The following is a 24,283-nucleotide window of genomic DNA, read 5'->3' on the forward strand; positions in this document are numbered from 1 at the left end:
TATGAAAAAGATACTTTTATTAATCTCATTTATAACCCTATCAGTATCATGTTCTGATGATATTACAGGATTAAATGCAGATACAAAAAACCCAACTACCACAAAGCCAGAGTATTTGTTTACAAATGCTCAAAAAACTTTAGTTGATCAGATGGTTAATGCGTCTGTAAACAGGAATGTTTTCAGATTGTTTACTCAATACTGGGCAGAAACAACGTATCCAGATGAAAGTCAATATAACTTAACAACTAGACCTATTCCTGACACTCATTTTACAACTCTTTACAGAGATGTATTAAGAGATTTGAAAGAATCTAAAACAGCATTAGATAAACAAGTTGTAGCAGGTACTGATGAAACAGCAATCTTAAACAATAAAAAAGCTATTGTTGATATAATGTCTGCATATACTTTCAGTGTATTAGTTGATACTTTTGGAGATGTTCCTTACTCTGAGGCTTTGGATATTGAAGGTAACCCTTTACCAAAATATGATGATGCCCAAACAATCTATAAAGATCTTATCAGCAAATTAACTGTAGCTTCAACATCTTTGAATGCTTCTGCTGGAAGTTTTGGATCTGCTGACCTAATTTATGCTGGAAATACTGCAAAATGGAAAAAATTTGCAAACTCTCTTAGATTAAGACTTGCAGTAAATATGCATGATGTAGATGCTGCTTATGCTACTACACAAATTAGTGCCGCTGTTAGCGCAGGTGTAATGTCTAGCAACTCTGACGATGCTAACCTAGTATATTTAGGAGCTGAACCAAATGCAAATCCATTGTATGTTGATATTGTAGCTAGTGGTAGAAACGATTTTGTTATTGCTGATACGTTTGTAAACAAACTAAACACACTTACAGATCCAAGAAGAGCTAAATACTTTACATTTGCTCCAGGAACTACTAACTATATTGGAGGTATCTACGGATCATCTAACAGTTATACAAATTTTTCTCATATTAATGAAACTATAGTTGAACCAACTTTTCCAGGCACAATATTTGATTTCGTAGAGACAGAATTCTTGTTAGCTGAGGCAGCTGCAAGAGGAGTAGCTGTTGGAGGTACTGCTATTCTACATTACAATACTGCTATTACTGCATCAATGCAACGCTGGGGTGTAGTAGATGCTACAGATATCGCAACATATTTAGCACAACCAAGCGTAGTCTATAATGCTACAAACTGGAAAAAAAGTATAGGCGAACAAGCTTGGATAGGTTTGTACAATAGAGGTTTTGAAGCATGGATTTCTTGGAGAAGATTAGACTTCCCAGTTTTAGTTGCACCAGCTTCAACATACAACGACATCACTAAAGTCCCTACAAGATACACTTACCCTGCTGGAGAGCAAACAGTTAACGCCACAAATGTTACTGCTGCATCTGCACTTATTAGTGGTGGAGATTTATTAACAACAAAAGTATTCTGGGATAAATTCTAATTATCACTTAATTCTATTATTAAAAACCATCCCATTTTTTGGGGTGGTTTTTTTTTATATCTTTGCACCATGGAAAAAGAACATCAAATATTTGGGATTAGAGCGATAATTGAAGCTATACAAGCGGGTGCAACTGTAGATAAAGTCTATATTCAAAAGGAAGCGAGCAGCGAACTGATGAAAGACTTAATGAAAGTAATGAAGCGCGGTAATATTAACTTCTCTTATGTTCCTGTTGAGAAGTTAAATAGATTGACACCTAATAATCATCAAGGCGCCGTAGCTACAATCTCTCCTATTTCCTTTTTTGACTTAGAATCTTTGATAGAATCAGTAATCGAAAATGGTAAAAAACCATTATTTTTAATATTAGATCAAATATCTGATGCGCGTAATTTTGGTGCTATCATCAGAACTGCTGAATGTACCGGAGTAAATGGTATCATTGTTCAAAAAGCAGGATCAGCTCCTGTTAATGGCGACACAGTAAAAACATCAGCTGGAGCAGTTTTCAACATTCCAATTTGTAAAGTAGAGCACATTAAGGATGCTATATTTCTTTTGCAAGCCAGTGGCATCAAAACTGTAGCAGCTACCGAGAAAACAGATCAAAATATTTATGACATTTCTTTAAACGAGCCCGTAGCAATCATAATGGGATCTGAAGATCGAGGGGTAAACCCATCAGTACTTAAAATTGTTGATGAGAAGGCTAAACTTCCAATGTTTGGAACCATTGGCTCATTGAATGTATCAGTGGCTTGTGGTGCTTTTTTATACGAAGCGGTAAGACAACGATCTTAGATTGTTAGACTTCTTAGATTTTTAGAATCTTACACCTCTAAACTCTTTACTGAAAAATGAATCAAGACTCCGGTTTTGATTCATTTTTTTCATTTGAGACAATCTCATAACCGACAGGATAATTGGAAGTATAATACGTTGAGAATTCCTGCTGCTCTTCGTTTTCTTCAATTTTTGGAATATTTACAAAATTTCCATTGGCATCGAAACGTTGCATAAATTTATCTTCTGAAGCATCAAAATCTGGGTGCTCCCAATCATACTTAATGACCTTTTTATACTCAGGAGTTTTATAAACTAACGAAAGAAAGAATCCAGTAAGTAATCCCCCCAAATGACCTTCCCATGAAATGGATTTATTTCCCGTTATCTCAGGGCTAGGAAAAACATACCAAACCAATCCACCATACACAACTATTACGGCAAGAGACAAAGCTACCAATCGATTATATTTCGTTTGTATACCTTTAAAAAAAACAAAACTAAAGAGGACATAAATTAACCCGCTTGCCCCTATGTGATAATTTTCTCTGCCAATAACCCAAGTAATAAATCCCGATATTAAAATTCCGTATCCAATAACTTTTATGGATTGATCCGCATAAAAAAATTGCAAAGCTGCCAATAAAATTAGCAAGGGAATCGAATTATTATAAAGATGTTCCATATCAGCATGAATGAATGGACTAAACAAAACACCTTGTAAACCTGAAAAAGTTCTAGGGTAAATACCGTTTTGCACAAAATCAAAATCAAATCGGATTTCGAGCCAAAAAACAAACCACAGGAATACCACAAAAAAAAGTGGCAACCCAATAACTGAATTGGTAAATTTAAAATGCTTTTCCATTAATCTTATAAAGTTTTATGCTCTTGTTATAATTCAAAAACTTCTCCAAAAGCAATTTAATGCTATTTTGTCATATTTAAACTGAAAACCATTTTTTAATGCTACTCCCTAGCCCAGATGGAAACGGCATCCTTTTATATCTCGTTTTTTCAACGAGATATAAAAGATATAGTGTACAGCTGGAAATAGCTCCAAATAAAAATAGTAATTTTACCAGAGTTATATTTATGCTTTAAGATTAACTAATTCAGACCCGAGCGCCAGCGAACTGGCGAAGCATTTCAGATTTAAAAAATAAATGGAAGCACCACTTGCAGAACGCATACGACCACAAAAATTAGAAGACTACATCAGTCAATCCCATCTTGTAGGACCAAATGGCTCATTAACGCAACAAATTGCAAAAGGAATTATTCCGTCATTAATTTTTTGGGGACCACCCGGAACAGGAAAAACAACTTTGGCACAAATTATTGCACAAGAATCAAAACGACCCTTTTATATTTTAAGCGCTATCAATTCTGGTGTTAAAGATATACGTGATGTGATAGAAAAAGCGAAGCAAAGTGGTGGTTTATTTACCGCTAAAAACCCTATTTTATTCATCGATGAGATTCATCGTTTTAGCAAATCACAACAAGATTCCCTGCTGGCAGCGGTAGAAAAAGGTTGGATTACTCTTATTGGCGCCACTACAGAAAACCCGAGTTTTGAAGTAATTCCTGCATTACTATCTCGTTGTCAGGTATATATTTTGAATGCTTTTACCAAAAAAGATTTAGAATCTCTGCTAGAACGCGCCATGAGAACAGACAGCTATTTGTCTACAAAAAATATTATTTTAAGCGAAACAGAAGCGCTACTAAGACTTTCCGGTGGAGACGGACGCAAACTATTAAATATATTTGAACTTGTCGTAAATGCATCTAATGAAGATGAAATTTTAATCACAAATGACCTCGTTTTCTCCTTAGTGCAACAAAATACCGTTTTGTATGACAAAACCGGCGAACAACATTATGACATTGTATCTGCTTTTATAAAATCAATTAGAGGAAGTGATCCTAATGGTGCTGTATATTGGCTTGCCCGAATGATTGAAGGCGGTGAAGATGTAAAATTTATTGCCCGAAGAATGCTCATTTTAAGTAGTGAAGATATAGGAAATGCTAATCCAACTGCTTTTATTATGGCTAATAATACTTTTCAGGCTGTTGCTACAATTGGATATCCTGAAAGCAGAATTATTTTGAGCCAATGCGCCGTTTACCTAGCGACTTCTCCTAAAAGTAACGCTTCCTATTTAGCCATCGGAACGGCTCAACAACTTGTAAAACAAACTGGAGATTTACCGGTTCCTATTCACTTACGTAATGCTCCCACGAAATTAATGAAAGAATTAGGTTATGGTGAAGAATACAAATATTCGCACGATTACACCAATAATTTTGCTGAACAAGAATTTTTACCTGAGGCATTAAGCAAAACTCCAATATATGTTCCTGGAAACAATTCCAGAGAAAACAGTATCCGAGAATTTCTTAAAAACCGTTGGAAAGATAAATACGGATATTAAATTTCATAAAAAAAATGTCTTGATTTCTCAAGACATTTTTTTATGAAACTATTTTCGGCAACAGATTTCTGAAGCCTAAAACTTAACGGCTACTTTTTCAGACATTAATTTATCGTTTTGATAATATTCAAAATACCACTGATTGTCTTTTAGAATTAATGACCCTTGAACCGTGTCTTTAATTGCGATAAAAGAATTCGGCTGAGAGGTTTTAAATAACTTCATAATAACCTTTGGTGTGCTATCTATCAATTGAAAACCAGTAGCTGTAGGCTGTGCATACAGCAAATTAGAATTCGCGAGTACAGTATTAACCACAACTGGCTCACTAACTGTATTCTTAACCACAGCAACAGGAGCTTGCGTAGCCTTGACAACTTCTGGTTGTATAGCAGACGCAACTTTCGCTGCCAAACTTCCATTGTATTTATATTGCAAATCATAAACAGATTTAAATGCTTCGTTCAACGCTTCGGTATAAGCAACCTGATACTCCTTTTCTTTACTTTTTCCAGTTATCGATTGGAAAATTATTTTCCCATAACAATCTTTCAGTGTTATAAAAAGTTTAGTCGTCAAAAAGCCATTTTCTTTTACCACATCAACATACAATAAACTACATCTTTCATTATATTCAGCAGGTATCGTTTCACTTGCATAAAATGAAACAAAGCCTGACTTATTAAGATTAAACTTAGTCAATGTATTCAAACGATATTGATTCTCGCCATTAAGGAAATCGTATTTTAAAGGAATAATTATAGCTTTGTAATCGTTCACAGATTGGGATTGGGATTGGGAGTAGGAATAACTAACGACCAATAATAACAATAATAGAAATTGTTTTTTCATCTTTATAAATATTTTTTAAGTTCTAATAAATGATTAATTTGTTTAATATGCTGCTCTACTTGTATTTTACTTTCATTAAAAAAAATAGCATCTAATCCAGCGTCAAGAGCACCTTGAACATCTGCATCTAAGCTATCCCCTATCATGATGCTGTTTTCTTTTTTGGCTTTGGCCAAATCTAAAGCATAATCAAAAATAATGGGATTTGGTTTTTTCACTCCTGCCATCTCAGAATTTGTGACAGTTTGAAAATAACTCCCAATATTAGAATTATTTATTTTTTTATATTGAACGTCAGCAAATCCATTTGTAATTATATGAAGATTATATTTTTGATTCAAGTATTCTAAAACTTCAAAAGTTCCATCAAAAAGATGATTGTTTTCGGGTAAAAAACGAATATAATCATTCGCAATAGTGTCAATTTCTTCATCAGAAATCGAATAATCAAGTGCATCAAAAGAATACTTCAGTCTATTGTAACGCAATTCTGCATGCGTAATTTTATCATATTGATAAAGCTTCCAACATTCTTGATTTATCGGAACATATTTTTCAATAAAGACCTTGGTTTCAATTGCTGGATGATTTTTATTAAAAATAGTCTCAAATGTCAACTCTGAATTTTTATCGAAATCCCAAAGTGTATGATCTAAATCAAAGAAAACATCAGTTATTATAGTATGTTTCATTTTCTGTCTTAAAATATTCCTTCATCAACAAAACTAAAATAATTCTTTTCAGTAACAATCAAATGATCTAGTACTTTTATTTCTAAACTATCGCCTGCTAATTTTAATTTTCTTGTAATCTGTTTATCCGCATCACTTGGAATCAAAGTTCCCGAAGGATGATTGTGACACAAGATTAACCCTGTCGCACCCATTTCGAGTGCCGTTTTAAAAACGATTCGAACATCTACCAAGGTTCCGGTTATTCCACCTTTGCTTAACTGTGATTTCGAAATCACTTTATTTGAATTATTTAAATAAATGATCCAAAATTCCTCGTGTGGCAATTCCCCAATAATAGGCTGCATGATTTCGAAAATTATCTTACTGGAAGTAACTTTCTTTAATTCCACTGCATCTTCCGCTCTTCTTCGTCTTCCTAATTCTAAAGCGGCAATAATCGAAATTGCTTTCGCCTCTCCTATTCCTTTAAATTGCATTAGCTGAGATAACGATAATTTCCCTAAGGCATTTAAGTTATTTTCCACGCTTGCCAAGATCCTTTTACTCAAATCAACTGCAGATTCGTTTCTACTTCCTGATCCAATCAAAATGGCAATTAATTCGGCGTCACTCAAAACACTTTTACCTTTCAGCATAAGTTTTTCACGTGGCTTATCATTTTCGGACCAATTCGTTATAGGAAAAAAGGAATTTTCAGCCATTAATCTTGTTGTTTAAATTTGTTTCTGCATGCAAATACTATTTTCTAAACCCACATAAGGCTCGTAATTATCAACAATATTATATCCCGTTTTTTGATACAAAGCAATAGCTTCCTTTTGTTTGTATAAAGTTTCTAAAACAGAAAATGAATATCCTAAGTCATGTGCCCAAAGTTCTAATTCACGTAAAATATTTTGAGCTAAACCCATTCCTCTGGCTTCAGGCGAAACAAACATACGTTTTATTTCAATTGTATTTTTATCGTATTTTTTAAAACAACCACAAGCGACAGGTTTGTCATCCAAATAAATAACAACAACATTTGGATTTAATTCTAAAATATTATTACCCCAATAATTTGTTTTCAATTCCGGATAACGCTCCCATAAACTTTTATCTAATGCTGTGATGAGAGTAATGAAGTCGGGATTTTCACTTGTAGTTTTAGAAATTTTTAAAGCATCTTTCATATCACTATTTATTTTACTAATTCCTTTACTTCATCAAAGTTTAATCCGCCATAATTACCGGAACTCATCAACAATAAAGCAGAATTTTCAAGATTTAAGTTAAATAAATAGTCTTTGAAATCTTTTGGATTGGTATAAATAATTAAATCTTCACGATTAAAAGATTTGGCAATTTGGTCGTAAGTCACTTCTTCAAGCTGTTTGATTTTTACTGCATCGGGCGAATAGAAAACTACCGCTTTATCGGCATATTCTAATGCGCCTTCATATTCTTTCAGGAATTCTGCATTCAAACTACTATAGGTATGCAATTCTAAACAAGCTACCAAAGTTCTGTTTGGATATTGTTCTTTGACCGCTTTTGTAGTTGCGGCAACTTTACTAGGTGAATGGGCAAAATCTTTATAGGCAACTTTTGTTTTGCTCTCAGCAATTTTTTCCAATCGTTTTGATGCGCCTTTGAAACTCGCGATAGCTTCATAAAAATCAGCTTCATCGACTCCCATATTTTGACAAATCCATTTGGCTCCAGCCAAATTATTAAGATTATGCGCTCCAAAAACTTCAATTGGCATGTCGCCTTCTGGAGTTTCCAGCAGTGTCACACCATCACTTACGGCATATTTTGGGGTATGATACGCTAGTTTTCTAATTGGGTTCGTAGCGGCTTCGGAAACTCGTTTTACTTCAGCATCATCTTCATTGTAGACTAAAATCCCTCCATTGGTAATTTTACCAATAAAAATTTCAAACTGTTCTACGTAATTATCATACGTTGGAAAAACATTAATATGATCCCACGCAATCCCTGAAATCAGAGCAATATTTGGTTGGTACAAATGAAATTTAGGTCTTCGGTCAATTGGCGAGGACAAATATTCATCTCCTTCCAAAACGATAAAATCATTCTCTTCCGTAAGATGCACCATCGTATCGAAGCCTTCCAGTTGCGCGCCAACCATATAATCTACCGCTATATCATGGTAATGCATCACGTGCAAAATCATTGAAGTTATAGTTGTTTTTCCATGGGAACCACCAATAACAACACGTGTTTTATTTTTGGATTGTTCGTAAAGGAATTCAGGATAAGAATATATTTTCAGTCCTAATTCTTGTGCTTTTAATAATTCCGGATTATCTGCTTTGGCATGCATACCAAGAATAACTGCTTCAATTGCTGACGTTATTTTTTCAGGAAACCATCCCAATTCAGGAGGCAAAATACCTTTTTTGTCTAATCTTGATTTTGAAGGTTCAAAAATAGCATCGTCACTTCCAGTAACTTGATACCCTTTGTTGTGTAGTGCTAAAGCCAGATTGTGCATAGCACTTCCTCCGATAGCTATAAAATGTGTACGCATTCTAATTTTCGGTTTATGGTTGTTGAATTCCAGAGAGATTAAAATCTATCTTGAACTTTTTTACTATTATAGGTTTCTAATATCGTTTTTGCTTTTTCAGGCTCTCTCATTTTGTTCTTGTACAAGCTAGCTAACTTTTGATAACTTGTTTTAGAACCTCCTGCAATTATCGCTTTTTTATACTGTTGTTCCGCAACTTTATATCTTTTAAAATATTCCTCAATATGACCTCTTGACAAATAACCGTCAATGGGTGATAATCGCAATAATTCATTGGAATATTTGATGGCTTTAGACTCGCTTCCACCCACAATTCCTGGCAACTGAATGTATATTTCTATCAAAGCCCAACGCGATTCAATATGCTTTGGATTGAGGCTTATGGCTTTTTCAAATGAAGCTTTAACTTCATCAATCATTCCTAGGGCCTTAAATTTATTAGATTCTTTTGCTTTCATGCCTAAAGCTCCACCATATTTATAATGATAATCGGCTTCAGAAGGTTTCAACTGTTTGAGTTTTTTATAATACCCAATCGCTTTATCCCATGATTTATAATGACCTGCAATATCTCCTAAATATTCAATTGTTTTTAAATCCGATGGACTGGACTTTAAAACAGATTCAAAGGCCAACTCGGCCTGATCCATTTTATTGGCCTTATATAGTTTTTCTGCTCTGTCAAAATCAGATTGAGCCCACATTATCACCGGTAGAAATACAAATAAATAAATAATATGTTTCATTCTTCAAAAATAAGGAAATTTATAATTGTAATTCTCCAAGTATATGAAAGGTTTAACTATTTTTATAAAAAAAACCGCCTCATATATCATACGAGGCGGTTTTTATAATTTATTTAAAAAATTAAGAATTAGTCATTCAACATTTTCCATAATTTATCTTTCAACTCAGTCAAACCTTGTTGGGCAACAGAAGAAATAAACATATAAGGAATATCCTTAAAAGCAACGTCTAATTCTATTTTCAATTCTGCTTTTAGCTCATCATCAAGCATATCGCATTTTGAAATTACTAATAAACGCTCTTTATCAAGCATTTCAGGATTGTATTTCGTCAATTCGTTTACCAAAATATCGTATTCGGCTTTAATGTCTGGCGTATCAACCGGAACTAGAAAAAGTAACGTTGAATTACGTTCAATATGACGCAAGAAATAATGTCCTAATCCTTTTCCTTCAGCAGCTCCTTCTATAATTCCGGGAATATCTGCAATTACAAAAGATTGAAAATCTCTGTAGGCTACAATTCCAAGATTTGGTTTTAAAGTTGTAAAAGGATAATCTGCAATTTTTGGCTTAGCTGAAGTCAGCACTGATAATAAAGTTGATTTTCCTGCATTAGGAAAACCTACCAAACCTACATCAGCAAGTACTTTTAGTTCTAAAATCACATCCATTTCTGAACCTGGCAAACCTGGTTGAGAATATCTAGGTGTTTGATTGGTTGAACTTCTAAAGTGCCAGTTTCCTAAACCACCTTTTCCACCACGAGAAAGTATTTGCTTTTCACCGTCTTCAGTAATTTCAAATAATATTTCTCCAGTTTCTTTATCTTTTACTACCGTTCCTAATGGAACTTCAATAAATTTATCGTCTCCGTCAGCACCTGTGCTTCTGTCACCACTACCATCTCCACCATTACCCGCTTTAATATGACGCGCAAATTTGAGATGAAACAATGTCCAAAGACCTTTGTTACCAACCAAAAAAACATGACCACCACGACCACCATCACCACCATCAGGACCACCTTTTTCAATAAATTTTTCTCTATGCAAATGCGTAGATCCTTTTCCTCCTTTTCCGGAAGAAACATATATTTTAACGTAATCTACAAAATTCCCTTCAGTCATTTTTTTAAATTTCAGATTTCAGATTTCGGATTTCAGATTGAAAAAATTCAAAAAGCCATCAGTCTCCTGTCCTCTATTTTTATTATTAATTATTTAAGTGCTTTCACCATCACTTTATCAATCTTCACGCCATCCATATCAATGACTTCCAACTCAAATTTTTGCCAAATCAATTTCTCTCCTTGTTTAGGAATATGAGAGAGTTCCGTCATTATTAAACCACTCACCGTGGTTACTTCGTAATCATTGATCAATTCATCTAATTCAAAGTAAGTCAAGAAATCATGTAACGAATAATGTCCGTCAACAAGCCATGTTCCATCTTCTCTTTCAATCAATTGAAAATCATCTTTATAAAAATCAGAAGCATCACCAACTAGAGCTTCCAGAATATCATTTAATGTAATAACTCCCTGAAAAACACCGTACTCGTCAGAGACAAATGCATAATGTATTCCTGATTTTTTAAAATTTTCCAGAGCTACGTATGCCGTGGTTTGCTCCATCATAAAAGGAGCTTCGGTCATTATATCTGCCAAATTGAAGTTTTCATTTTCAAAATGTGCAAAGATATTTTTTAGGTTAACCACTCCAACAATATCATCATAATTTTCACCGTAAACCGGATAAATAGAATGTAATTCCTTAAGCATAAATTCCTTAACCTGTTCTTTATCAGAATGAAAAGGCAAAAAAACCACCGACTTCCTATGCGTCATCAATGAGTTTATTTTTCTATCTCCAATATGAAAAACGCGTTCTACAATATCTTGTTCTATTTCCTGCACTTCTCCTCCTTCGGTTCCTTCTTTGATAATCGCCTTTATTTCCTCTTCGGTTACTTTACCATCAGCAGTAGGTTTTATTTGCAAAATATCCAATAAAAAATCTGTTGAATGCGTTAACAACCAAATAAATGGTGCCGTAACTATCGAAACTATTTTCATGGGTAGTGCAACTGCTTTTGCTATTGCTTCCGGATGATTTAATCCAATTCTTTTAGGCAATAACTCTCCTAGAACTAAAGAGAAAAAGGTCAAAATAACTACAACTAGACCTACTGCAACTGGATGCGCGTAGGGTTTTATAAATTCAAATCCGCTTACAAAAGTTTCTACATCTAAAGTTATTTTATCACCACTATAAATACCGGTAAGAATTCCTATCAGTGTGATTCCTATTTGTACCGTTGATAAAAATTTATTTGGCGAATTGGCCAAATCTAATGCGATTTTAGCACTTTTATTCCCTTTTTTTGCTGCGGTCTCTAATCTGTTTTTTCGAGCTGAAATCAATGCAATTTCCGACATAGAGAAAACCCCATTTAATAGTATTAGAAAGAATATAATTAGTATTTCCAATTGTTTAGTTGATTCGTTTTTTTATTAAAAATCTGATTTCTGAATTTTTACTTTCTGAAATCTGCAATCTGGATTTTAGCCCAGATGGTAATGAAAAGCCCGGAGTTAAAAAAGCTAATTTTTCTTGTCAAAAAAGAGCGACCAAAGGAACCTCCTTTTATGACTTAGAAAGATAGATTTTTTTAACGAGGACTTGTAATGTACAACTGGAATTGCTCCTATAAATTATCAATCACGTTACTTACTCTTTCTGTAATTTCTGCAATAGAACCTATTCCATTTACTGCGTGAAATTTCCCTTGCTCCTGATAATAATTCATTAAAGGAGCTGTTTTTTCATTGTATTCCTGGTAGCGATTTCTGATTTTTTCTTCATCTTGATCGTCAATTCTTCCACTTGTTTTTCCTCTTTCCAATAGGCGTTGCACTAAAATCTCATCATCGGCTTCGAGTGCAATTGTCGCTGCAACTTGAGAACCTATTGAAGTAAGAAATGCGTCTAAAGCTTCGGCTTGTGAAATTGTTCTTGGATATCCGTCAAACAATATCCCATTAGTATCCGGATGTTTATTTACCTCATCAATAAGCATTTTTGTAGTCAATTCATCTGGAACTAAATCTCCAGCATCCATAAATACTCTTGCTTGTTTGCCTAGTTCTGTATCGTTTTTTAAATTAAAACGAAATACATCACCAGTTGATATATGTGTTAATTTGTATTTTTCTTTCAAAAACTCTGCTTGAGTTCCTTTACCAGCTCCTGGTTTTCCAAATAAAACAATGTTAGTCATGTTGTTGTGTCGTTATTCTTTTAGTTTATATACTTCAGGTAAATTTCTTCCTAATCCATCGTAGTCTAAGCCAAACCCCACAATAAATTTATTTGGAATTCTAATTCCAATGTAATCTATTTTGATGTCTTTTGTGTATGCTTCTGGTTTAAAAAAAAGTGTTGCTATTTTAAAATGTTTTACATTTTGTTTTTTGAATAATTCTTTCAGTTCAACCAATGTATTACCGGTGTCAACTATATCTTCGATTATGACTACACTGCGTCCCGTTAAATCCTGGTTTATACCTATTAATTGTTTTACTTCGTTTGTGGTAGCAGTTCCTTCGTATGATGCCATTTTGATGAAAGATACTTCACACGGCTTTTTATATTGTTTCATAAAATCAGAAACCACCATAAAAGCACCATTCAATACCCCAACAAATACTGGTATTTCATCAGCAAAATCGTCTTCAACTTGCGCCACCATTTTAGCGATGGCAAATTCAATTTCTTTAGCAGAAATAAACGGAACAAATTGTTTATCGTGAAGTTGTATCATTTTTTGATGTTTAAAATAATGCGCAAAGATACAGAATTCGGATTTGACAATTGACACTTGGACATTAATTTCTAATTTTAAGTAAATTCCATAAAAAAACGACTCAAAAATGAATTACAACAACAAATCTTGTACTATAAATTCCGAAAAAATAAAATAGTATTTTCAACAGTAAAGTTCTTAGAGGAAATTCAAAAATATTCAGCCTACTGTTTTACTTTCTCTTTATTGTCGACTTGAATCATCAGAAAAACAAAAAAAGGCTGCCTTTATAAAAAAGAAAGCCTTTGATTATTTTTAAATTAAAACACTTTTAAAACGAAAGCAAAAACCCCCTCAGTTCATTTGTGTATTTTTTTTTACTATTTAGTCTCCTATAGCATCTTGATTATACATTAGCCACAACAGAATTTATTCAAAATTCCAACCCAATGTTAAACCGAATGCAACGGGTTTGATAGTCGCATCTTTGTCAGTACTGTACAATCCGTTTGCTTTTCTGTCAGTACTTGATGTTGGGTTATAGCTTAAATAAGACTCGTTTTGTTTTTGATCAAGGATTGTTCCATAACCGCTGTCAAGAAACATAGCGGCGTACAAAGCACTCTTTTCTCCCATTTCAAAAGTAAAACCTAACTCAAACGTACTCATCAAAATGCCTTTTGTATTGTACTCTCCTGATGCAGCGTAATTTGTTTGATTCCCAAAACCATATTCTGGCAAATTATCAATGAATAAATTAACATCTGGGTAGTAAGCAACTCCTTTAACTGTTGTTGCCGATGATTTGATTTTGTAATTTACAGGTAAGAAGTATTTAACACCTGCTCTAAAATTGAAATCAATTCCTTTATTAATATTCTTTTTATACTGTAAAAAAAGCGGAATCTGAATGGCTTGTAATATTTGAGATTCTTTGTAATTTCCTGTAGTCACACTATAAGAAAATGCCGAGCCAGTTTGATCAACCTCAAAATTAGTCAGCGTTGCTGAGGGTTGTTCTAAAAACACCTTTTGCTTGTATTGTGCAAACTCAACTCCAGACCCGATACCTATGTGATCCGTCAATGAGTATATGTAACCTGCCTTTAATGCTCCGCCAATATCAGTGGCTGACCTCACCCCTTTTACATCACTTTGAATATTCCCTATTCCTGTTTGTACGCCTACATAAAACTGCGCTTTAATTCCTTGAGAGAATAAAATTAGTGCAAACCCTACTATATATTTAACATCAAATTTCATATTTATTTGTTTTATTGCATTTGAATAATCCATCCTCGTCGCTATTAAACGAGGATTTCCTACTCTTAATAATTTGATTTCTAATTTTTACTAAAAGATTTTTTGTAAAGTATTTACCATTTGTTAAGGTCATCCTTACCACATAAATCCCTTCCGTATTTGGCGCAATCATATCCGTTGTTATGCCATCAACTATTTTATCGTTCACTAGTACTCCAAGTATAGTAAAAACTGTAATACGAGCATTTTGCAACTTAGCTGAATCTACATTAGTAAGGATTTGGTAGCTTGCATTACTCTTAACCGGATTAGGTGCAATCTTTAAATATTCATCTACTATTGACACAGAAAACGTCAAAGGACATGTTGTAACAAACGTACCGTCTGTTTTTTTAGCGATAGCGTAATAACTTCCATTGAGAATCCCATTATCTTTGAAATACTGTGCTGTTTGACCAGATACTAAAACTCCATTTTTGTACCAGCTGTATGCAATGAAGGCTTTAGAACTGTTATCAAAGAAAATAACATCGTCAAAATGTTTTCTAATTATATTAGGCCTAGTATTTACAACTGTTACAATAGCTGTTTTAGTAGCAACATTTCCACTATTATCTGTTACTTTTAGAGTAACGATATTATCACCTACATTGGCACAACTGAATAATGCTTTATCGAGTTCTAATAAACTGATTCCACAATTATCAGTCGAACCATTATTAACATCGGCAGCAGCTATCAATATATTTGACGAAGCATCAAGTTGAACGGTGATGTTTTTTGTAAATACTACCGGTGCAATTTTATCTTCAACAGTTATAACAGCTGTTTGAGTAGCAACATTTCCGTTATTATCTGTAACTTTCAATGTTACTGTGTTTGCTCCAACATTAGCACATGTGAATGCCATTTTATCCAACTCTACTAAACTGATTCCGCAATTATCTGTTGAACCATTGTTTACATCTGCAACAACTATCGAAGCTGTTCCTACTGCATTCAATTGAATAGTCTTATTTTTAGTAATTACAACTGGAGCTACTTTATCTTCAACTGTAACAATCGCCGTTTGAGTAGCAACGTTTCCGTTATTATCTGTAACGGTTAATATCACTGTATTTACTCCAAAATTCGCACAACTAAATGAAGTTTTGTCTAATACCAAAGTCGCAATTCCACAAGCATCTGTTGAACCATTATTTACGTCAGCAGCCAATATTGTTGCATTTCCTGCAGCATTGAGCTGAACCGTGATGTTTTTAGTAATAGCTACTGGTTTTTGAATGTCAGTTACAACTATGGTTTGAGTTACCGCTACCGCATTGTTGTTATTAGCATCTGTTGCATTCCAGGCTATTGTTGTTGTCCCCACCGGGTAAAGTGCATCTAGTACTAAACCATCACTACGAACCCCAGTTGGCAATCCAACAGTACAATTATCTACTGCTGTTGCCGTAACAACTACTGTCGCACTGCAAACATTCAAATCTGTATTTACATTTTTATCGCCGTTAGAAGTAATTACCGGGATTTGATTATCCGTTACGATAATGGTCTGGACAACTTCAACTGCTGTATTACTGTTAGCATCTGATACATTCCAAGTAATCGTTGTCGTTCCCACTGGATAAACCGCATCCAATGCCAATGCATCGCTTCTTACTCCAGTTGGTGCGTCAACAGTGCAATTGTCTGCTGCTGTTGCCGAAACAACTACAGTTGCGCCACAAACATTCAAATCTGTAGTTACATTTTTATTGCCATTGGAAGTAATCACAGGAAGTTGATTATCCGTTACAACTATTGTTTGAGTTACTTCTACAGCGTCATTGCTATTAGCATCTGATACATTCCAAGTAATCGTTGTCGTTCCTACTGGATAAACCGCATCTAATGCTAAACCATCACTACGAACGCCAGTTGGCAATCCAACAGTACAATTATCTCCTGCTGTTGCCAAAACAACTACGCTTGCTCCGCAAACATTTAAATCAGTAGTTACATTTTTATCGCCGTTAGAAGTAATTACCGGGATTTGATTATCCGTTACAACTACATCAAATGAAGAACTTGAAGAGTTACCACTTGCATCTGTCGCTTTAAATGTGTTTGTTGTTGTCCCCACAGGAAAAACGCTTCCACTTGGTAATCCTGCAGTTTGAACAATAGTAGGGTTGTTATCACAATTATCTGTGGCAGACACTCCGCCGTTTCCGTTAAGTTCAAATACAACGGTTATAGTTTGTGAGTCCGCATTACAAGTGGCTGTTCCTGCACCTCCCCAGTTACTATTTCCTATACATGGGCGTACAACATATTCATTAGTTTCACAAGCACAAAAGTTTCCAGAAGCACTTAACTCAACTCCTGAACCACATCCTTCGCTCACTAGCCAAGTTCTTCCTCCATCAGTTATTGACACAGAAGTTTCTGTACGAAGTGCATTTGCAATTTGCAAAACTTTTGCCGGATCAGTTACTGAAACACCCGTAAGACCTAAAGATCCTTTTATAGTAAGTTTTTTATAGGAAAGGGTTGAGAGTAATTGTGACTGAAATGTATTCCAGGCGCCACAACTTGCCGAACTCTGATTTTGAACAAATGATTCCGAAAAAGTTATGTTAGCCGGAGTTTGATATTCAACCACTGCTCCACATGTGTTCAAATCCGTATTTACATTTATTTGTGGAACACTTGTAAATATCGGAGCAATATTGTCTTCAACTGTAAATATAAAAGTTGAAATTGCCGTTCCTCCTTGACCATCATCAACCGTCACTACAACACTTGAAGTTCCATTTTCGCCTAGAGCTGGGGTAAGAGAAACTGTTCTATTTGCTCCTGAACCTCCAAAAACAATATTAGCACCTGGCAATAAAGTCTGATTTGAAGAAGTAGCCGATAAAGTCAAACTACCAGCAACGGTTTCCGCATCAGAGATTGTAAAAGCAAGGTTAGAAACAGCAGTATTAGGACAAGTAGATTGATTAGAAATTATTGATATTGTTGGAGGAGTATTTGCACTAACAGTAATTGGAATAACCTGAAATGGAATACCACCAATGTTGTCATGATGATTAATATCATGAGCCTCTATCTTAAAAGTAAAAGTACCAACATCTGCAAGCGTCGGAGTACCAGTAAGTTTTGCTGAACCATCACCGTTATCTGTAAAGGTAAGCCATGTAGGCATGCCAATAGCATGTAAATCCAAAATGTCGCCATATGTAATATCAGCATCATTCGCCATTACATCATAACTATAGGCCTCAGCTACTTTAACTATTGCAGTAGGTGGAGTAGAAATAAAGAATGGGTTTGTATTTATTAAAACATTAACTTCATGACGCGTTCTATCCCCGAAACTGTCCTCAGCCCAAAAATAAATATGTTTATGTCCCCAATCAGAACCTTGAGTAGCCCAATTAAAAACACCATTAGTTGGATTAGCTGCTGGCGAAGGTAATGTACTAAAAGTCGCAGTAGAATATAACGGAATCTCTTGCCCCATCATATCCTTTCCTTTCACATCTACAATCCGAACAACATCAGCTGGATCTGGATCAGACACTTGTACAGGAAAAGAAATTATTTGTCCAGGTGAGTAAACATTATGAACTCCAGCAGCCGGCGTTGGCGGTACGTCAAAACGTGGCTTAAGACTAACTTGGATAGTAACAGAAGAAAACACTTGAACACCTACATTATCTTGCGCCACAAAATTCAAAACATAGCTTCCAAAATCACTTGAAGTCGGTGTCCAGTTAAAAGTAGAGATGGCCGGATTACCTGAAGCAGTAGTAAAGCTAGCTCCACCAGGAATTCCAGTCGCATACAAGCTAGATACGCTCCCTCCAACATCTAGATCTTGAGCACTTACTTGAAAGTTTACATTTTGTCCAGGCGAAACTATTATCACACTCGCATTTACAGGTGTTGGCCCATAAAGAAATTCTGGAGGAGTTGAAGGCTGAGTAATAGCGATAAGGAAATCGACAAAAACAGATGTTTTACCATCAGATACAATAATACCTGCCATATACAACTGGCCTGCAATATAATTAGAAAGAGATGTATTTACAGTAGCTAAACCAGTTGTAGCATCAATAGAAAAACCTGCAGGTTGATTTCCATTTAATTCAGCTACTGTTGCAAGACGGTATGATAATACATCACCATCTAAATCGTTAGCAGGAACCTGAAATGTTGCTGCGGTTAAACCTATCGGAAGGTTAACAGTTGCAGGTAAAGAGCAAACTGGACTATTCTTATTACCACCTGTAAGATCAACAATTGTAGACAAAACCATACTTCCAGAACTACCTCCACCACTCAAACCATTAATCCTACAACAGCTACTCCATGAAACGGTGTACGGTCCTAAATCAGGATAGGTTACAACAATTTTTTGCACTCGAGTCGCAACTCCATTTACGTCGCTTACTATCTGATTTGATGTCTCTTGCTCATTTGTTACCGCTGCGCCGTAGTCTAAATAAACGACATCAGCAGCACCACTTCTCCAAGAAGTAGTTACAGTAAATTCAACAACTCGTGGAGAAACTTCCCTCCATGTTATCGAACCAGATCTATAATGGCTTGCAAATGCAGTAGATGATAAAGTTAACAAGAAAATCAACGTCAAATAAATGTGTAATTTTTTTTTCATAAAAAATTAATTAAAGTTTATTTTAGAATTTTAATAATTCTAACTTTTAAATATTGTTTTGAAACTAATTGTATATGTTAGTTAAAAAGATAAAATTTAGGCCAAAATAATATTCACCTTTTTATTTAAGATCAAAATATCTTTCATGCTTTGCTTAATTTCATTTGGGATTTTTTTCTGAAGTTCTTGTAAAGCAACACATTGCTTTATGATCTCCCCTTGGGATTCTGACTGAGCATATATTGTATTAAAACACACACACAATACACTCATAAAAAAGAGTAATTTTAATTTCATATAGTTTTAGTTTGTTTTAGATTTATTTGGAAGCAAAAATAAAAGGAAAAAAAATGATTGAATAGCCCATTAGGACATATCAATAGCCTATTAAGACCAGTTGTTGCTTTTGAAATATTAAATCGAAAAAATCGACTTATATATTTATTAAAGCAATCAAAAACAGCATTTTATATTTTTAAATTAAAAATATAAAATGAAATAAAATTAAAAAAATCAGAAAAATAGTCCTAAAAAAAATAAAATAATTTGTTAAAACAATCAAAAGCCATTTACAAGGCTATAAAAAACGTACTTCTGACGGGAGTTTGTCAAAGCGTTTTTTAAAATTGGCTGTAAATTTACTCGCGCTTTCATAACCCGTTGCAAAAGCAATATTTTTTATTTGCATATCGGTATTTGTAACCATTTGCATAGCGAGAAGCAAGTTTTTTTCTTTATGGTATTGCAACATAGAAATCCCATGAACAGACTTAAAAGTCAATTTTAGTTTTGTAGGGGACAAGTTCACCTGTTGCGCAATATTATCTACACCCTGAAAAGGTGCGGTTAGATTATCGGTAATTAATTTTTCGGCCTTGGCAATTTTCCTATAATCCGTTGTATTAACAGGTATGTAATTACCGATGCGTAGGTCGACAAATGCATTCTTAAAAAAAGTGGAAACTAAATGAAATGTTTGAGATTTTAAAATTGATTTATTCAATTGATCGGTTTTAACCGTTTTTAAATTCAGCCAAATTTCTTTAGACAATTCACCTGCATTAGGCACAATATCCTGATAAGATATAAAGCCTTGGTCTGAATTTAAAAAACTTTTAATTTGGTTGTCTTCGGGCAAAGTTTCAAACGAAAAATTTTTTTCTGCCCATTTTTTACTGAATCCGTAGAGGTAAAATTCACAAACAGAACCTTTATAAAAATAAGCGCCAACTTCGGTCCCTGGTCTTTTGAAACCCCAATATTTGCTTGAAAAAGGAGTCTTATCTGCAAATGTGTTTTGCAATTTCACTTCGCTCTCAAAAACTGTAAATGTAAGTGTGTAATAATCACTAACAAAGTCCTCGTCATAAATTGCTTTTAGCATCACATTTTTCTTAAATGTAATATTTGTTGCAATAATCCAAAAACCCTCTTCAATCTCTCTATAACGCATAACACCTTTAGAAAAAGGATTGTTTCTGTAAACCGCTTGTTCATCCCGAACGTGACGGGAAGAAGGGGAATTGACAATGCTTTTTATTAAAATTTCAGGAGAATTAGATAAATAAGGTAACTCAAAGAAACCATCCCTGTAAAAATTTATATTCTCTTTTATGAATTTAATCCACTTTGCTAAACGCATATTTGATAGGTATAAAATTTTAATTAACAGGAATTATTATAGGAATTTATTATGTAAATATAGATTAAATGAAAATACAAAATAGGCTGTTACAACATCTTTTATTCGATAAAAGCATTTACAATTTAATTATTTCTAAAAGCTGATGGCAATTTTCCGAAACGTTCTTTGAATGTTGCCGTAAATTTACTGGCACTTTCATAACCTGTTGCAGTTGCTATATCCTGAATTGGAATATCCGAATTTTGGATCAATTGCATCGCCAGCAACATGTTTTTTTCTTTGTGATATTGCAACATAGAAAACCCAAAGACCGTTTTGAAATCAGACTTTAATTTTGTAGGCGAAGTATTCACATCCTTTGCAATACTTTCAATACCTAAGAACGGAAGATGCAAATGGTGCAAAATCATTTTCTCGGCCTTGGCAACATTATAGTAATCTAAATTGTTTAGCGAAACATTATCTAGTATACGGTTGTCTTCAAAAGAATTATCAAAAAATGCAGCAATCAATTTCATACACTGTTTTTTTAAATCAACTGTATTAAACGAATCCTCACTTTCGGTTTCTAAAATTTTTGATATTTTTTTTGCCAAACCGTGCGCTTTTGGAGCGATGTCTAACCAAGTATAAAAACCTTTTTTAGTGTTGAAAAAATCTTCAACAGCCTTTTTTTGAGGAAAATTTTTAGACGAAATATTTTTATCAGCCCATTCTTTACTAATGGCAAGATTAAAAAACGTACCTGTCGTACCCTTATAAAAATAGGTAGCCACTTCGGTTCCAGGTTTGTAAAAAGTCCAACATGTACTTAGAAGTGTAATGTCATTTGAATTTTTAAAAGGATATTTATATTCAAATACAGAAAAGGACAGGAAATAATAATCCCTTAATTGATTTTCATCATAAACTGCTTTAGCGATGATATTTTCTTTGATACTTATATCTGTTGCCAAAAGCCAAAAACCGTCTTCCATTTCGCGATAACGCATTACCCCTTTACAAAAAGCATTGTTCAAATAAATGTATTGTTGTAGAGTTTTATGATGGGTCACCGGTAATTTCACTAAACTATCCAACATGGTTTGAGGAGAATTGGACAAATAGGGTAATTCAAGAAAGCCATCTTTGAGAAGGAATAGATATTTTTGAATGTGTTTAGGCCAATTATTTAAGGTCATGCATATAACGCTTTAGTTATTTTAAAAATCAAATCAAATGTAAAATTAGAAATCAATATAAAACCTACACATTAAAGGTTAATCACACTAAAATCAAAAAATTCAGCAAATAAACCACCTTAGACATGTCTTTATTTCCTGTTTTCAAGATCAAAGCAGCAACAAATACTTTTCCTGTTCTTTTTTTAATTGGTACTAATTTTAAATTTGTTTTAAAACCAAGCTTTAACAAATACAATAAGTAACAATCGACTTATTTTACCCAATAACTGGCTCAAATCAGACTGCTAAACTAAACAAAAATTAACACCCTAAAGCAGGTAAAAATACCTGTTTATCCATTATTACATAAATGTATCCGAATATATCATTATTACCTTCAAATTTGAAAAATACCCATAACCAACTCAAATCAACAAACAATAAATTGACATTTGTTTTTTATCAATTATCTTTGCACAAATTACTACACAATGAATTATTTTTCTTCTGATTTTAAATTGGGAATTCTCGGCGGCGGACAACTGGGCAAAATGCTTTTGTTTGACACCCGAAAATTCGACATACAAACTTATGTTCTTGATCCAAGTGATGAAGCACCATGTAAAATAGCCTGTAATCAATTCTTCAAAGGTGATTTAATGGATTTTGAAACGGTTTACAATTTTGGAAAAAAAGTTGATGTTTTGACTTTCGAAATTGAGTTGGTAAATCTTGAAGCTTTACTAAAACTCGAGGAAGAGGGAGTAAAAGTATTTCCTTCGCCAAAGACGTTGAAATTGATTCAAAACAAAGGAATTCAGAAAGATTTTTATATTCAACATGCTATTCCAACAGCAAATTACAAGCGATTTGAGAATCTAAAAAGTCTAATTGTTGACATCTTGGATTCTAAAACAAAACTTCCGTTTGTATGGAAATGTACGGAATTTGGTTATGACGGAAATGGCGTTAAAGTCATTCGACAAATCTCGGATTTAGACAACTTAGCCAATGTAGAATGTATTGCCGAAGAAATGGTTCCGTTCAAAAATGAATTAGCCGTTATCGTTTGTCGCAATCCATCAGGCGAAATAAAAACCTATCCTGTGGTAGAAATGGAATTTCATCCAGAAGCCAACCAAGTGGAATATGTGATTTGTCCTGCTCGTATTGATGATAAAGTAGCCGAAAAAGCAAGAGCAATAGCATTGAATGTTTCCGAAAAGTTCAATCATGTTGGTTTATTAGCCGTTGAAATGTTTCAAACTGAAGATGATGAAATCCTTGTAAACGAAGTTGCTCCTCGCCCACACAATTCAGGTCATTATTCCATTGAAGCCAGTTATACTTCACAATTTGAAAATCATTTGCGAGCGATTCTTAATTTACCTTTGGGAAATACGGATAGTAAAGTAGCTGGAATTATGGTAAATCTCTCGGGTGAAGAAGGTTATTCCGGAGATGTAGTGTATCAAAATATTGAAAAAATACTAGGTTGGAATGGTGTTACACCTCACATTTATGGAAAAAAACAGACACGCCCTTTTAGAAAAATGGGACATGTAACGATAATAAATCAAGACATCAACGAAGCTCGAAGAATAGCCGAGGATGTAAAAAACACCATTAGAGTGATCAGTGGTCAGTAAATAGTGTTCAGTATCAAGTCGCAGCTTACAACTATAAACAATAAACTACAAACTATAAACATAATGAGCAAAGTAGCCGTAATCATGGGAAGCATTTCTGACATGCCCGTAATGCAAGAAGCCATAGACATCCTAAAAGCATTCGATATAGAAATAGAAGTCGATATTGTATCGGCACACAGAACACCCGAAAAATTGTTTGATTTCAGCAAAAATGCGCACACCCGTGGCATTTCGGTAATTATTGCCGGCGCTGGCGGTGCTGCACATTTACCCGGAATGGTTGCTTCGATGTCACCATTACCTGTTATTGGGGTTCCTGTAAAATCAAGCAATTCAATTGATGGCTGGGACAGCGTTTTATCCATTCTTCAAATGCCGGGTGGAGTTCCCGTAGCAACTGTCGCATTAAATGGCTCCAAAAACGCAGGGATTCTTGCCGCTCAAATCATAGGAAGTCACGACAAAAGTGTGATGGAAAAAATAATTAAGTATAAAACAGGATTGAAAGAAGCGGTTAACATCGCTTCAGAAAGTTTAAAAAAATAAAAAAAAGCTCCATTATGGAGCTTTTT

General features: G+C 34.2%; 20 protein-coding genes. 5 read left to right on the forward strand and 15 right to left on the reverse strand.

Translation table 11 applies throughout. From position 1 onward, the window contains the following. The first annotated feature begins 1 nt into the window (after nt 1). On the forward strand, nt 2–1,453 hold the full coding sequence (locus tag QLS97_RS14245) for a SusD/RagB family nutrient-binding outer membrane lipoprotein (protein ID WP_282717560.1): 1,452 nt from the start codon (nt 2–4) through the stop codon (nt 1,451–1,453). Between the two features lie 69 nt (nt 1,454–1,522). Beyond that, complete coding sequence (gene rlmB, locus QLS97_RS14250) at nt 1,523–2,257, forward strand: 23S rRNA (guanosine(2251)-2'-O)-methyltransferase RlmB (protein ID WP_035668140.1); 735 nt, start codon at nt 1,523–1,525, stop codon at nt 2,255–2,257. A gap of 61 nt (nt 2,258–2,318) precedes the next feature. Here the strand turns inward: rlmB and QLS97_RS14255 are convergent, their stop codons facing one another. Further along, nucleotides 2,319–3,107 carry a rhomboid family intramembrane serine protease gene (locus tag QLS97_RS14255; RefSeq protein ID WP_282717562.1) on the reverse strand — a complete coding sequence of 263 codons (789 nt, stop codon included), beginning with the start codon at nt 3,105–3,107 and terminating at the stop codon, nt 2,319–2,321. A 298-nt stretch (nt 3,108–3,405) separates the two neighbouring features. Between QLS97_RS14255 and QLS97_RS14260 the strand changes: the two genes are divergently transcribed. Continuing rightward, complete coding sequence (locus QLS97_RS14260) at nt 3,406–4,683, forward strand: replication-associated recombination protein A (protein WP_282717564.1); 1,278 nt, start codon at nt 3,406–3,408, stop codon at nt 4,681–4,683. Between the two features lie 75 nt (nt 4,684–4,758). Here QLS97_RS14260 and QLS97_RS14265 read toward each other — a convergent pair whose 3' ends face one another. The 14 genes from QLS97_RS14265 to QLS97_RS14330 form a co-directional block, all read right to left on the reverse strand. Further along, nucleotides 4,759–5,535 (reverse strand): hypothetical protein, encoded by a 777-nt coding sequence (locus QLS97_RS14265; protein ID WP_282717566.1) that lies wholly within the window; start codon nt 5,533–5,535, stop codon nt 4,759–4,761. A gap of 2 nt (nt 5,536–5,537) precedes the next feature. Further along, nucleotides 5,538–6,227, reverse strand: a complete 690-nt coding sequence (locus tag QLS97_RS14270; RefSeq protein ID WP_282717568.1) for a YjjG family noncanonical pyrimidine nucleotidase — start codon at nt 6,225–6,227, stop codon at nt 5,538–5,540. A gap of 8 nt (nt 6,228–6,235) precedes the next feature. Beyond that, nucleotides 6,236–6,931, reverse strand: a complete 696-nt coding sequence (gene radC, locus QLS97_RS14275) for a RadC family protein (RefSeq protein ID WP_282717569.1) — start codon at nt 6,929–6,931, stop codon at nt 6,236–6,238. Nucleotides 6,932–6,943: 12 nt separating this feature from the next. Beyond that, nucleotides 6,944–7,402: a GNAT family N-acetyltransferase gene (locus QLS97_RS14280; RefSeq protein ID WP_282717570.1), complete on the reverse strand. Its 459-nt coding sequence runs from the start codon at nt 7,400–7,402 to the stop codon at nt 6,944–6,946. Between the two features lie 8 nt (nt 7,403–7,410). Further along, nucleotides 7,411–8,766, reverse strand: coding sequence for a UDP-N-acetylmuramate--L-alanine ligase (locus tag QLS97_RS14285; RefSeq protein ID WP_282717572.1), 1,356 nt, complete (start codon nt 8,764–8,766; stop codon nt 7,411–7,413). Nucleotides 8,767–8,804: 38 nt separating this feature from the next. Then, on the reverse strand, nt 8,805–9,512 hold the full coding sequence (locus QLS97_RS14290) for a tetratricopeptide repeat protein (protein ID WP_282717573.1): 708 nt from the start codon (nt 9,510–9,512) through the stop codon (nt 8,805–8,807). Nucleotides 9,513–9,640: 128 nt separating this feature from the next. Beyond that, on the reverse strand, nt 9,641–10,642 hold the full coding sequence (gene obgE, locus QLS97_RS14295) for a GTPase ObgE (protein WP_282717574.1): 1,002 nt from the start codon (nt 10,640–10,642) through the stop codon (nt 9,641–9,643). An 89-nt stretch (nt 10,643–10,731) separates the two neighbouring features. After that, complete coding sequence (locus QLS97_RS14300) at nt 10,732–12,003, reverse strand: hemolysin family protein (RefSeq protein ID WP_282717576.1); 1,272 nt, start codon at nt 12,001–12,003, stop codon at nt 10,732–10,734. 218 nt (nt 12,004–12,221) lie between these two features. After that, nucleotides 12,222–12,794, reverse strand: a complete 573-nt coding sequence (locus QLS97_RS14305) for an adenylate kinase (RefSeq protein ID WP_282717578.1) — start codon at nt 12,792–12,794, stop codon at nt 12,222–12,224. 12 nt (nt 12,795–12,806) lie between these two features. Beyond that, on the reverse strand, nt 12,807–13,337 hold the full coding sequence (gene hpt / locus QLS97_RS14310; RefSeq protein ID WP_282717580.1) for a hypoxanthine phosphoribosyltransferase: 531 nt from the start codon (nt 13,335–13,337) through the stop codon (nt 12,807–12,809). A gap of 411 nt (nt 13,338–13,748) precedes the next feature. Continuing rightward, a complete protein-coding gene (locus QLS97_RS14315; RefSeq protein WP_282717582.1) occupies nt 13,749–14,582 on the reverse strand; it encodes a hypothetical protein in 834 nt (277 codons plus the stop codon). Next, a complete protein-coding gene (locus QLS97_RS14320) occupies nt 14,572–19,251 on the reverse strand; it encodes an HYR domain-containing protein (RefSeq protein WP_282717583.1) in 4,680 nt (1,559 codons plus the stop codon). Before QLS97_RS14320 ends, QLS97_RS14315 begins: the two co-directional genes overlap by 11 nt. Nucleotides 19,252–19,828: 577 nt before the next feature. After that, the gene (locus tag QLS97_RS14325) at nt 19,829–20,893 is read right to left on the reverse strand and encodes a helix-turn-helix domain-containing protein (protein ID WP_282717584.1); all 1,065 of its coding nucleotides are present in this window, start codon (nt 20,891–20,893) and stop codon (nt 19,829–19,831) included. 125 nt (nt 20,894–21,018) lie between these two features. Then, nucleotides 21,019–22,077, reverse strand: a complete 1,059-nt coding sequence (locus QLS97_RS14330; RefSeq protein ID WP_282717586.1) for a helix-turn-helix domain-containing protein — start codon at nt 22,075–22,077, stop codon at nt 21,019–21,021. 473 nt (nt 22,078–22,550) lie between these two features. On the opposite strand from QLS97_RS14330, the gene QLS97_RS14335 reads away from it, so the two are divergent. Further along, nucleotides 22,551–23,708, forward strand: coding sequence for a 5-(carboxyamino)imidazole ribonucleotide synthase (locus QLS97_RS14335; protein ID WP_282717588.1), 1,158 nt, complete (start codon nt 22,551–22,553; stop codon nt 23,706–23,708). Between the two features lie 63 nt (nt 23,709–23,771). Continuing rightward, nucleotides 23,772–24,257 carry a 5-(carboxyamino)imidazole ribonucleotide mutase gene (gene purE / locus QLS97_RS14340; RefSeq protein ID WP_282717589.1) on the forward strand — a complete coding sequence of 162 codons (486 nt, stop codon included), beginning with the start codon at nt 23,772–23,774 and terminating at the stop codon, nt 24,255–24,257. Nucleotides 24,258–24,283: the final 26 nt, after the last annotated feature.

It is taken from the genome of Flavobacterium yafengii, assembly GCF_030010375.1.
GTDB classification, from domain to species: Bacteria; Bacteroidota; Bacteroidia; order Flavobacteriales; family Flavobacteriaceae; genus Flavobacterium; species Flavobacterium yafengii.

Bases quoted from the DNA above. Each gene is read 5' to 3' on its own strand.
- QLS97_RS14285 (WP_282717572.1), bottom strand. From the start codon at position 8,766: ATGCGTACACATTTTATAGCTATCGGAGGAAGTGCTATGCACAATCTG.
- QLS97_RS14270 (WP_282717568.1), bottom strand. From the start codon at position 6,227: ATGAAACATACTATAATAACTGATGTTTTCTTTGATTTAGATCATACA.
- radC (WP_282717569.1), bottom strand. From the start codon at position 6,931: ATGGCTGAAAATTCCTTTTTTCCTATAACGAATTGGTCCGAAAATGAT.
- rlmB (WP_035668140.1), top strand. From the start codon at position 1,523: ATGGAAAAAGAACATCAAATATTTGGGATTAGAGCGATAATTGAAGCT.
- QLS97_RS14335 (WP_282717588.1), top strand. From the start codon at position 22,551: ATGAATTATTTTTCTTCTGATTTTAAATTGGGAATTCTCGGCGGCGGA.
- QLS97_RS14280 (WP_282717570.1), bottom strand. From the start codon at position 7,402: ATGAAAGATGCTTTAAAAATTTCTAAAACTACAAGTGAAAATCCCGAC.
- QLS97_RS14245 (WP_282717560.1), top strand. From the start codon at position 2: ATGAAAAAGATACTTTTATTAATCTCATTTATAACCCTATCAGTATCA.
- obgE (WP_282717574.1), bottom strand. From the start codon at position 10,642: ATGACTGAAGGGAATTTTGTAGATTACGTTAAAATATATGTTTCTTCC.
- QLS97_RS14315 (WP_282717582.1), bottom strand. From the start codon at position 14,582: ATGAAATTTGATGTTAAATATATAGTAGGGTTTGCACTAATTTTATTC.
- purE (WP_282717589.1), top strand. From the start codon at position 23,772: ATGAGCAAAGTAGCCGTAATCATGGGAAGCATTTCTGACATGCCCGTA.
- hpt (WP_282717580.1), bottom strand. From the start codon at position 13,337: ATGATACAACTTCACGATAAACAATTTGTTCCGTTTATTTCTGCTAAA.
- QLS97_RS14290 (WP_282717573.1), bottom strand. From the start codon at position 9,512: ATGAAACATATTATTTATTTATTTGTATTTCTACCGGTGATAATGTGG.
- QLS97_RS14330 (WP_282717586.1), bottom strand. From the start codon at position 22,077: ATGACCTTAAATAATTGGCCTAAACACATTCAAAAATATCTATTCCTT.
- QLS97_RS14265 (WP_282717566.1), bottom strand. From the start codon at position 5,535: ATGAAAAAACAATTTCTATTATTGTTATTATTGGTCGTTAGTTATTCC.
- QLS97_RS14325 (WP_282717584.1), bottom strand. From the start codon at position 20,893: ATGCGTTTAGCAAAGTGGATTAAATTCATAAAAGAGAATATAAATTTT.
- QLS97_RS14255 (WP_282717562.1), bottom strand. From the start codon at position 3,107: ATGGAAAAGCATTTTAAATTTACCAATTCAGTTATTGGGTTGCCACTT.
- QLS97_RS14320 (WP_282717583.1), bottom strand. From the start codon at position 19,251: ATGAAAAAAAAATTACACATTTATTTGACGTTGATTTTCTTGTTAACT.
- QLS97_RS14305 (WP_282717578.1), bottom strand. From the start codon at position 12,794: ATGACTAACATTGTTTTATTTGGAAAACCAGGAGCTGGTAAAGGAACT.
- QLS97_RS14260 (WP_282717564.1), top strand. From the start codon at position 3,406: ATGGAAGCACCACTTGCAGAACGCATACGACCACAAAAATTAGAAGAC.